Source organism: Catenibacterium sp. RTP21428st1_D7_RTP21428_210409 (assembly GCF_040227455.1).
Classification (GTDB): domain Bacteria; phylum Bacillota_I; class Bacilli_A; order Erysipelotrichales; family Coprobacillaceae; genus Catenibacterium; species Catenibacterium mitsuoka_A.
In genome coordinates, this window is the sequence record NZ_JBEHVX010000081.1 from 1 (window position 1) to 10,749 (window position 10,749).

Genomic DNA, 10,749 nt, shown 5'->3' on the forward strand with positions numbered 1-10,749 from the left:
CGAAATGAAAAAAAGATACCCACAAGGTGGGTATCACAACTGTCAGGTTGTTGTCCTCCTTATGGGTACCATTTTAAATTTCTGAATGGCTTTTTTTAGTTAAAAGCTTTTTTTCTTAGTATCATATAAGTAATAAGATGTGCTGCTGCAGTAACAACCCATGTTACTGGATATGATAAATAAATAGAATTAAGTGTATGGAAATATTGGAAGATAGTAAGAATCCATAAGACTCTTAGTCCACATGCACCTATTAAAGATACAATCATAGGAATAGTAGAATAGCCTAAACCTCTTAATGAACCAACTATGACATCCATCCAGCCACAGATGAAATAAGGGACACATATATACAATAATCTTTCATGTCCATAGGCAATAGCTTGTACATCTGTTGTATAGATACGAATGAGTTCATCCGCAAAGAAGTAGACAAGATTACCTAAAACAAGTCCTACAACTGTGACTATTCCAATACATAATGCAAGGACTCTATCGACTCTCTTTCTATCATTAATACCATAGTTCTGACTTGTGAAAGTGACACACGCCTGATAGATGGCATTCATAGACTGATAAACAAATCCTTCAAGTGATCCTGCTGCGGCATTGCCCGCCATCGCAATAGAACCGAATGAGTTAATAGATGACTGAATCAGGATATTAGAAATAGAGAAGATAGCACCTTGTAATCCTGCAGGTAAACCAATTTTGAATATCTGAAGCACTTTATCTTTATGAAACTTTAAAGCATGAATATCTAAATGAATGACAGTACTTGTTTTCATCAAGCAGTTAATAATAAGTATTGAAGAAACAAGTTCTGCCGTAAATGTTGCAAGTGCGACACCAGCTACATCCATCTTGAATATAATAACGAATATTAAGTTTAATATGACATTTACAACACCCGCTACAATAAGGAATATAAGTGGCCTTTTTGTATCACCAATGGCACGTAATATGGCAGCACCAAAGTTATAAAGTGCAACAAAGGGCATACTTACAAAGTAGATACGTAAATAGGTTGTTGCAAGATTGATGACATCATCAGGTGATCCCATCGCCTCTAGAATTATTCTTGCACATGTCACACCAATAATCGCAAAGACCAAGCCAAAGACAATTGCGAGTAGTATGGCAGAGTGTACTGTTTCATGGGTATCTTTGTCTCTTTGTGAGGCAATAAAACGTGCGACAAGTACATTGACCCCGACAGATAAACCAATAAATAAACTCACTAATAGATTGACAACAGAAGATGTAGAACCTACTGCCGCAATAGAACGTGGACCAGCAAACTGTCCTACCACAATAACATCTGCTGCATTAAATAATAACTGCAGCACCCCTGAAAACATTAATGGTATAGAAAATATTAAGATCTTACCAAGTAATGGACCGTGCGTCATGTCCATTTGATATTGATCTTTCTTCATGGAATCCCCTCCTCATGACTATAGTCTAACACAATAAAAAGAAAGTCGTTGAGAAGTTTCAAAAAGTGTAAATGAAAGTAACACTTTTTTTTTAGAGAACCATTCGTTATAATTGTTTTGGAAAGAGGGGAGTGAAAAAATGATATTTCACGAAGTTGAATTATCTCATACTAAAGAAATTATGGATTCATATGAAGTGAATCCTATTATTGCGAAATATGTAGAACATAGAGGCTTCACAAAAGAAGACTATGAAGCACTCAACACACCATTCTATTATAACTTTACAGATTTAGAGAATGGTGAAACAGCATTGAATCTCATTAAAGAAGCATGTGCTTCTAAGTCTAAGATTCATATTTGTATCATGAGTACAGAACTACATCATTTATTAGAAAGTGCAATGATTTTCCTAGGTGTCTTGGTGGCTAAAGGAAAATCAGCTTTTGAATTCTTTGATGGTCCTCAGGATAATTTTGGTCCTGGTCTCCATATTATCTTAGGTAATCAGTTAGAAGTAAGAGATGGTGACAATGTATATCCATTAGTACCTGGTGGTCACTATAAGGATGAAGATGTTGCACAGAGTTTACTTGTATTACAGCTTATTAATACATTACTTGGTAAAGAAAATCAGTATTTAGCTTCTCTTGCAGGTATTGGTATTCAGGCTGAAGAAGTTCCTCTACGTAACTCTAACCGTTATCATTTAAAGAAGACTTTAGGTTTATTAAATGATTGTCGTTTTGATGCGATTGAGTTTGTTGCTTTAACACCTAAGACAAGACAGAAAAACAATATGCGTCAAAGAGAATTCAAGAAGACATATAATGAAAGTGTTATGTCTGGTTCTATCACAAATAAGATGGCACATTATCTTAGTTCTTTAAATAATGCGAAGAAGATGGTTAAGTACCTTATTTATGGTTGTCCTGGTACAGGTAAGTTCCGTTCTGTTGCACCTATTGCGGATGAAATTAATGCAGGATACTTTATTAGTGATGAATTCCATGATGATGATCGAGTAAGAGATGTGATTCCATTAGAAATTTCAGACTTATCTAAGACAAATATAGAAGAATACTTACAGGTATTATCACCATTTGGAAATGGACAGGAAAAGACTCCTATCTCTATTGAAGGTTTAGTCATTCATGAAGCACCTGTAAAAGATTATTTTGATCATATCAAGTTAAGTTTCTTTATTCCTAATGTAGGTGGTATTGATACAATCATCTATAATCCAAACTATAAAATTAAGCAGTTTAAACAGGGCCAGAAAGTAAAGATCATAGGTAAACTTGCGATTAATGACTTTACTAGCCTTATGACAATTAACGCAGTACAAGTGGACATTCTTGATTAAGAATGTCTTTTTTTGTGTATAATTATAAGAAAGGAGTGAACATATATGACAATAAGAGACATCATAGACTTATTAGAGTCACAAGCTGAATGGGTGAATAGAAGCTGTACAAGAGATCGTATATTGTTTGGGGATGATCAAACAGAAATAAGTAAAGTCATTACTTGTTGGGTTGCGACTAATAAAGTGATTCAATATGCAATAGAACATGATATACATTTTATTATTTCACATGAGAATCCCTTCTATCTCGCATCTACATCGTTACCTACACTTATATATAAAGCACAAAAAGAAAAAGAAGCATTATTAAAGGAAAATAATATTACTATTTATAGATGTCATGATTTATGGGATGTCTATCCCGAATATGGCATTAGAGATAGCTGGGCTAACACATTAGATCTAGATTTTGAAGAATCACATGATCATTCTTACTATAGATATACTCATGATATCAATATGACAGTAGAAGAATGTGCACAGCATATTATTAATAGAATAAAACCTTACCACCAGCAAGGTATAGAAATGATAGGAGATAAGACGCAAATAATACATAGATTAGGCATAGGTACAGGTGCTTGTACAGATGTATTTGAAATGTATGAAGAAGGTGCAGATGCATGTTTAGTCAGTGATGATGGTGTGAGTAACTGGATAGGTGTCCAGTGGGCAGTAGATCATGATATTCCACTTATAGTGATTAATCATATGACATGTGAAGCACCAGGTATGGAACATATGGTAGAGTATTTATCTAAACAGTTTCCAGAAGTGACTTTTACCTTTGTATCCAATGATTATGGTATATATCATATGGATGTATAAGCATTTTTAAGCACGAATTTGAAAAAAATGAAGTATAAAAACAATTCATGATATGATAACTGTAGGGGAGGGATACGATGAATTGTTTTTTTAATGCCTTATTCATGTTTATTAATAATCCAGAAGTACGTGATATCAACTATCAGATTGCCTTAGGACTATTAGAGAATGGACATGAATTAGATTATTTAACTATTAATGAACTCGCAGAAAGATGTTTTGTTTCTACTTCTAGCTTAAATCGATTCTTTCGTATTTATGGCTATAAGAAGTATATGATCTTTAAAGCATTATTTTCTAGTCATATGCGTATTCGCTATGTACAGATACAAAATAGAATCAATGATAAAGATTATGAGATGCTTCATAAGGTATTTTCTAGTATTCTTAAATCAGAAGATTATGAAAGACTCATAGATATGTCATGGATTAAAGAAGTATGTGAGATGATTTATAATAGTAAAAGAGTAATACTTATAGGTTCTGATGAGATGGCTAGTTACTTTTCTAGAATGCAGATAGATTTCTATGTAATGGGGAAGCTTGTTGTAAAAGATAGTATATATAAAACAAACTTCTTTACTCCTGAGAAAGATGATTGTGTCATATTATTAAGTATGGAAGGAAGAATTGTAGACTTAAATCCTTGGTTACTTAATAAAATGAAAGAGAATAATCCAAAGATGATTACTATAGGACATTATGATTATTTGCAGGATGCTTATGGTCTTACAATTCCTCAAGGCTTAGATGAAGTATTAGAGAATATGATCCTGGATTATTATATACAAGAAATTACATACTATTATGCGGAGAATTACTTATGATATTAGAACAGTTGAATATGTTAGATAGTATATCGGATAGAGAAAGCCATACTTATCGTATTACACATTATCTATTAGAAAATCGTCATTCTATTATTGAATATAAAGTAAATGATATCTTAAAAGACTTAGATATTTCTAAATCAACATTGAGACGTTATTCTATTGATTTGGGCTATAAGAATTTTACTGCTGTTCAATATCAGCTGTATTATGAGTTGTCTACGAGACCACTTTATCGTTCCTGCCAGTATGATGAGTCACTTTGGGATAAGATTAAAGATAAGAAAAGAATCGTTGTTTTAGGAGATGAGAGTTCTCTTGCACCATTACTTGTCTATAAGCAGATTTTCCGAGATACAAAAATACCTATAGATTTTCAGCTGTATCAATCTCTTCCTATGAAACAGCTGATACAGCTTAATGTGACATCGGATGATATTGTATTCTTTGTCTCTCTTTTTCATTCTAATCTAGGATTTGAATTAGGATATCTTGATGAATATATTACTTTAATGGAATCATTGGAACAAAGAAATATAGAACATATCTACATAGGGAAAGTCGCAAAGAAGAAGGAATTAAATGAAAACTATATAGAAATTGATGAGAGATGTATAGCAGATAGAATACATCATCTCTGTATGATTTTTGAAAATATATATGGAATCTTAGATAATATACAAATGTAGTTCTATTTATGAACCCTTTCTGTTTTAAAAAAATAATGGTTATAAAATAAAAACTAAAAACGTTTTATGCAATCGATTTCATATGCTCTTTCTGATATATTAATTACAGGAGGAAATGGACATGAAACAGATGAAACATGTATTTTCAGTTGTTGTAAGTGTTGCAATGATGGTTGCAATGGTGTTTGTAGTTCCTGTTCAGGCAGCAGGTAATTATGTAGCTCAGTTATATGGTAAAGTCACAGATGCTGGGCAGGTAGTCAATAAAGTTGTAATTGACTACGGTGATGGTGTAAAAGTATCTGGCGCTGATAAAGATACTTATACAGTTCATGCAACTAACTATGTACAGATTGGTTCAAATAACGGGAAAGTTTATAGTGATGCTGATCGTACTATTGAAAAGGTAGAAGTTGCAGGTGGTAAGGTAACACTTTATATGAATGAATCAGAAGGTGCTACTTTAACTTGGTTATCTGAAAGTAGAAACTATCCAGGTAAGATTAATTATACTATTACTCAGAATGAAGCTTTAAAAGCAACTTCAGTAGATGGTAGAGACTTAGAAGATATCACTGGAGAAATCACTTGTGATAATACTGTTATTGATGAAGAAACAGCAAAGTTCACTTCAGTTAAAGGCTCTCAGGGAATCAACTATCAGTTCCATGAAGCAAAAGGTGCTGATAAGTTAGTTGTTTGGTTCCATGGTAATGGTGAAGGGGACTTAGAAGGTTATAATACTCAGAATAACGTTGCTCAGATGCTTGCAAATAGAGGTACTGTTGCTTGGGCTACTGATGAAGCTCAGAACATCTTTGGTGGTGCTCATGTAATGAGTTTCCAAGCACCAGCTACTTGGTACTATGCTCAAAGAGATAATTTATTAGAAAAAGCTAAAACAGAAATCGAAGAAGTTATTAAGAAATACAATATTAACCCTAATAAGGTTGTAGTAAGTGGATGTTCAGCTGGTGGTTATATGACTACTAGAATGTTGATTGCATATCCTGATTTATTCTCTGCAGCTATGATCAACTGTCCAGCATTAGATACAGCTGCAATTAGAGGTGGAGAAACTCCTACTGATGAAGAATTAGCTAGCCTTAAGAATTCTAAGACAGCTATCTGGTTAGTACAGGGTAAGACAGACTCTAGCGTTAAGTCAGAAGTATGTTCACAGAGAATCTTTAAAATCTTAACTGATGGTGCTGAATTAACTACTACTCGAGTAGAACAGGAATTCAATTCAAGCTTCACTACTAGTGAAACTAAAGATGGTAAATATAAATTATCATTATATGATACAGTAGATTTAGAAGATAAAGTTGACTCATTAGGTGAAACTAGACCTTGTGGTAAACTTAAATTTGAAGAAGATTATAATTTAGATGGTGTGAAAGAAACAGTTAAATACAGTGACCATTGGTCTTGGATTTATACTTTAAGAAATAACCCATCTGATGCATCAGGTACTCATATCTGGAATTGGGCAGCTACATATATGAAAGATGCTACTCCAGTAGAACCTGAAAAGCCTACTACTCCAGAAAACAAACCATCAACAGATAAAACAGATAAGACAGACACAACAAACAAAACAGATACAACAAACAAAACTGAAACTACTACTAAGAAGGATCCAGTAAAGACTGGTGATACAACTACATTTGCAGCATATATCGCAATGTTTGTAGTAGCCGCTTTTGGAATCATTCTTATTAGAAGAAAAAGAGCTTAATACGCACTAAAGCAGGTCCGAGGGGACCTGCTTTTTAATACTCTTTACTAGCTGCAATTAGATAATGTCTCGCATTCGCACTTCTTACTTGTTTTGCACGTTGTAGTAGACATTCTTTTTTTAGTTCTTTATTGTCTATGAGTTCTAATAATTGTAAGGCTATTTGATATTGTGAATGAGACATACAGTCTTTAATCTTCTCTAATAGTTTTTCTTCACCAATAAGATCTAATAATACACTATTATATTCTTGATTGCTGACAGGTAATAAATGGATAGGATCACCATCAAACCATCCTACATAGCCTGTATAAACACTTTTAACAGCCCATTCTACAGTTCCATAATATTCCTGCAGGTAAGGTGAGTTCTTAAGTTCTTCTGGTAATGAAACAGTTTGTACTGTTTCATCTAGAGTAAGACCTTTATTAATACAGTCTAGGGTATTAAAGAGAATATATTCGATAGCTTCTTTAAACTGACCTACTTGGTTCTGGATTAATTCTTTGTTTAATAAAGGATGTATATGCCCTGGTAATAGAACTTTTGCATCAAAAGAAAGAATAAGGTCTAAAGAATCAATCCATGTAGCAAGGTCTCTGTATTGTGTACCTCTAATAGCATATAATGCTGGAAAAACAGCATAATAATTATCACCCGTACAGAGAACCTGATCATCATTGATCCAGATACAGATCTGATCATCAGTTTCTCCTGGTGCTCTATATAACTCTAGATGTATACCATCAATATCTCTTATGACTTTATCTTCAGTATATAAAGTAGTAGGAGAGATAAAATCATAGCATCCATGACCAGTAACCTTACCTTCTCTTATACCAATACCTTGGCATATTGCTTCTTCATTTGTAAGAGTATATCCATGTTGATATGTTCCTCTTTTTCTTAATCCTTCATCAATCTTTTCATAATACTTTAAAGGTGTTTTAAATGGTGTAAAAGCTATGATTTCTTCTACAGTATCTCTAAAAGTACCTGCACCACCTCTATGGTCTGGATGACCATGAGTATAGATTAATGTTTTCACTGGTTTATCTGTATACTTTCTTAAGTCATTCAATAAGTCTTGTGAATATTCATTAGAGTCTAGAGTATCTATTAAGATAACAGAACTATTACCTATAATAGCAGTTGCATTACTATGACCATAGGAATAGAAGAATAGAATGTGATCATTGATTTCATAGAAATGTTTTTTAAATGTTTCTTGTGTATGTTTGATTAATAGTTGTTCACTCATGTTAAATACCCTCCTATATGTATTCTACTAGAGAATTAGATAGGAGGGTAGTAGGCACTTTGAGGTAAGTATTAGAGGCTCATGATTTCATTCGTTAGTTTGCTGAAGGTAGATTATATTTAAAAAGATTTTTTATGTGCTATGATTTTGAGAAATCACAATAAATGATTCAATGAAATAATGAGAAAAAGTATCAATATAATAAAATAATGATATTAAGCGTGGAATTTAGTTTATTAAGCCCAATTAATGAGAAAATTCCCATTTATCATCAAAATATATTGACACTATTTCACAACAAGAATATAATCATATCTGTAAACATTTACAAAGGATAGAAAGGACATTGTTTATGGAAAAATTAAAAGCTTTTTTTGACAAGTTTCAAAAAGTGATGGAAGAAAAAGTTGTACCAGTAGCAACAAAGATTGCTTCACAAAGACATCTTGCCGCATTAAGAGATGGTCTTACAATTTTAATTCCACTTACAGTTATTGGTGGTATTTCACTTATGATTGCGAACCCACCAGTTGATTTAGAGGTTATGAAACCTACTAATTTCTTCTTTAGTTTTTTAATCGCATGGAAGACATGGGCTACTCAGTGGTCTTCAATTCTTACAATTCCATTTAACTTAACAATTGGAATCATTTCTGTATATGTAGTGCTTGGCGTATCATATCGTTTAGCACAGCATTATGAAATGGAAGCTTTCCCAAATGCGATTACAGCATTATTTACTTTCTTATGTATTGCAGCAGTTCCACAGACTATTAAAGATGGTAGTTATATCAATTTAAGTGGTCTTGGTTCTGGTTCTATGTTTGCAGCTATTATCGTTGCACTTGTTGTAATAGAAATTAACCATTTCATGATCGAAAAAAATATCAAAATCAAAATGCCAGCCGGTGTGCCACCTATGGTTGCTGGGCCATTCGAAGTCTTATTGCCAATGGTTGTTGATATTTTATTCTTTATCTTCTTAGATCAGGTATGTATTGCAACATTAGGATCTGGTCTTACTAATCTTGTATTTACTGTTTTCTCACCACTTATCTCAGCGACAGCATCATTACCATCTATGTTATTTATCGTATTATTAACAGTAGTATTCTGGTTCTTCGGTATTCATGGTGACAATATGGTAAGTGCTATTACTACACCAATTTTCACTGGTAACTTAGTTGCTAACTTAGCTGCATATAATGCAAACAAAGAAATTCCAAACATTATTGCAGGTAACTTTACATTTATCTTTGGATTAGCTATCGCTTATCTTGCAATTCTATTTAACTTGAACTTTGTATGTAAGAATAAGAGATTACGTTCATTAGGACATTTAGCAATTCCATCATCATTATTTAACATCAATGAACCATTAGTATTTGGTGTTCCAACAGTATTAAACATTTTAACATTCATTCCAAGTATGATTTGTGTCGCTATTAATTTAGTTGTTGCATATTTATCAACAGCTGCAGGTCTTATGAATAAGACATGTATGAGTGTTCCTTGGACTCTACCTGCACCACTATATGCATTCCTTTCAACTATGGATTATCGTGCTATTATTATTTGGTTTGTCTTATTTGCAATCAACATTATTATCTTCATTCCATTTATGAAATCTTATGATAAACAGATGGATTTAGAAGATGAGAAATTATCTGAACAGGGAGAATAGGGTTATCCTATTCTCCAGGTTTTTTAAAGGAGGACATATGAGAGTTAGACAAATTTTAGATTTATTAGAATCACAAGGTGAGTGGGTCAATAGAAGTTGTACAAGAGACCGCATTCTATTTGGTGATGATCAAAAAGACGTGAGTAAAGTAGTTGTTTGCTGGGTTGCTACTAAAGAAATTATTCAGTATGCAATAGAACATGATGTGCATTTTATTATTACACATGAAAATGCATTCTATATGGCATCAACATCACTTCCTACAGCTGTTTATAAAGCACAGAAAGAAAAAGAAGCATTATTAGAAAAACATGATATTACGTTATATAGATGTCATGATTTATGGGATTTATATCCAAAATATGGTGTAAAAGATTGCTGGGCAAAAGTATTAGATTTGAATTTCGAAGAGTCACATGATTATTCATTCTTAAGATTTGCGAATGATGTAAATATGACAGTCGAAGAATTAGCAAAGCATATCATTAAACAAATCAAGCCTTATTATCAGTATGGCATTGAAGTGATTGGTGATAAGAATAAAAAAATAAATAGATTAGGAATAGGTACTGGAGCATGCACAGATGTTTTTCAAATGTTTGAACATGGAGTTGATGCCTGCTTAGTAAGTGACGATGGTATCAATAACTGGACTGCGGTTCAATGGGCGATGGATAATGACTTACCTCTTATTGTTATTAATCATATGACTTGTGAAGCACCAGGAATTGAATGCCTTGCTAAGTATCTCAATGAACAACTTCAAGAAGTTTCATTTACTTATGTTCCTAACAAATATGGTATTTATCATATAGAAAAATAAGCATCTCTTAATGATATGATGACCTCCCAGTAGACAGTGTAAATAATTAAAAGCACTGTTTGCTGAGGAGGTTTTTCTTATGGGA

The 10,749-nt window shown here is 32.8% G+C and carries 9 protein-coding genes; 7 read left to right on the top strand and 2 right to left on the bottom strand.

The genetic code is table 11. The annotated features are described in order from the left end of the window. Positions 1-95: 95 nt before the first annotated feature. Positions 96-1,439, bottom strand: coding sequence for an MATE family efflux transporter (locus tag ABUA27_RS10315; RefSeq protein ID WP_349820662.1), 1,344 nt, complete (start codon positions 1,437-1,439; stop codon positions 96-98). 139 nt (positions 1,440-1,578) lie between these two features. On the opposite strand from ABUA27_RS10315, the gene ABUA27_RS10320 reads away from it, so the two are divergent. The 5 genes from ABUA27_RS10320 (at position 1,579) to ABUA27_RS10340 (ending at position 6,896) form a co-directional block, all read left to right on the top strand. After that, positions 1,579-2,805 carry a hypothetical protein gene (locus ABUA27_RS10320; protein WP_349820663.1) on the top strand — a complete coding sequence of 409 codons (1,227 nt, stop codon included), beginning with the start codon at positions 1,579-1,581 and terminating at the stop codon, positions 2,803-2,805. Between the two features lie 45 nt (positions 2,806-2,850). Continuing rightward, the gene (locus ABUA27_RS10325) at positions 2,851-3,636 is read left to right on the top strand and encodes a Nif3-like dinuclear metal center hexameric protein (RefSeq protein ID WP_129981900.1); all 786 of its coding nucleotides are present in this window, start codon (positions 2,851-2,853) and stop codon (positions 3,634-3,636) included. 77 nt (positions 3,637-3,713) lie between these two features. Continuing rightward, complete coding sequence (locus ABUA27_RS10330) at positions 3,714-4,463, top strand: MurR/RpiR family transcriptional regulator (RefSeq protein ID WP_129981899.1); 750 nt, start codon at positions 3,714-3,716, stop codon at positions 4,461-4,463. Next, positions 4,460-5,155, top strand: a complete 696-nt coding sequence (locus ABUA27_RS10335) for a MurR/RpiR family transcriptional regulator (RefSeq protein ID WP_129981898.1) — start codon at positions 4,460-4,462, stop codon at positions 5,153-5,155. Before ABUA27_RS10330 ends, ABUA27_RS10335 begins: the two co-directional genes overlap by 4 nt. A gap of 121 nt (positions 5,156-5,276) precedes the next feature. Then, a complete protein-coding gene (locus ABUA27_RS10340; RefSeq protein ID WP_349820664.1) occupies positions 5,277-6,896 on the top strand; it encodes a prolyl oligopeptidase family serine peptidase in 1,620 nt (539 codons plus the stop codon). A 34-nt stretch (positions 6,897-6,930) separates the two neighbouring features. Here ABUA27_RS10340 and ABUA27_RS10345 read toward each other — a convergent pair whose 3' ends face one another. Beyond that, positions 6,931-8,157 carry an alkyl/aryl-sulfatase gene (locus ABUA27_RS10345; protein WP_129981896.1) on the bottom strand — a complete coding sequence of 409 codons (1,227 nt, stop codon included), beginning with the start codon at positions 8,155-8,157 and terminating at the stop codon, positions 6,931-6,933. 352 nt (positions 8,158-8,509) lie between these two features. Here ABUA27_RS10345 and ABUA27_RS10350 point away from each other — a divergent pair, with 352 nt between their 5' ends. Then, the gene (locus tag ABUA27_RS10350) at positions 8,510-9,841 is read left to right on the top strand and encodes a PTS sugar transporter subunit IIC (protein WP_006504427.1); all 1,332 of its coding nucleotides are present in this window, start codon (positions 8,510-8,512) and stop codon (positions 9,839-9,841) included. Between the two features lie 37 nt (positions 9,842-9,878). Beyond that, positions 9,879-10,664: a Nif3-like dinuclear metal center hexameric protein gene (locus ABUA27_RS10355; RefSeq protein WP_349820665.1), complete on the top strand. Its 786-nt coding sequence runs from the start codon at positions 9,879-9,881 to the stop codon at positions 10,662-10,664. Positions 10,665-10,749 lie beyond the last annotated feature (85 nt).

What these genes read in the sequence shown, in the direction of transcription:
- ABUA27_RS10345 (WP_129981896.1), bottom strand. Translation starts at nt 8,157, where the DNA reads ATGAGTGAACAACTATTAATCAAACATACACAAGAAACATTTAAAAAA.
- ABUA27_RS10350 (WP_006504427.1), top strand. Translation starts at nt 8,510, where the DNA reads ATGGAAAAATTAAAAGCTTTTTTTGACAAGTTTCAAAAAGTGATGGAA.
- ABUA27_RS10355 (WP_349820665.1), top strand. Translation starts at nt 9,879, where the DNA reads ATGAGAGTTAGACAAATTTTAGATTTATTAGAATCACAAGGTGAGTGG.
- ABUA27_RS10315 (WP_349820662.1), bottom strand. Translation starts at nt 1,439, where the DNA reads ATGAAGAAAGATCAATATCAAATGGACATGACGCACGGTCCATTACTT.
- ABUA27_RS10320 (WP_349820663.1), top strand. Translation starts at nt 1,579, where the DNA reads ATGATATTTCACGAAGTTGAATTATCTCATACTAAAGAAATTATGGAT.
- ABUA27_RS10340 (WP_349820664.1), top strand. Translation starts at nt 5,277, where the DNA reads ATGAAACAGATGAAACATGTATTTTCAGTTGTTGTAAGTGTTGCAATG.
- ABUA27_RS10325 (WP_129981900.1), top strand. Translation starts at nt 2,851, where the DNA reads ATGACAATAAGAGACATCATAGACTTATTAGAGTCACAAGCTGAATGG.
- ABUA27_RS10330 (WP_129981899.1), top strand. Translation starts at nt 3,714, where the DNA reads ATGAATTGTTTTTTTAATGCCTTATTCATGTTTATTAATAATCCAGAA.
- ABUA27_RS10335 (WP_129981898.1), top strand. Translation starts at nt 4,460, where the DNA reads ATGATATTAGAACAGTTGAATATGTTAGATAGTATATCGGATAGAGAA.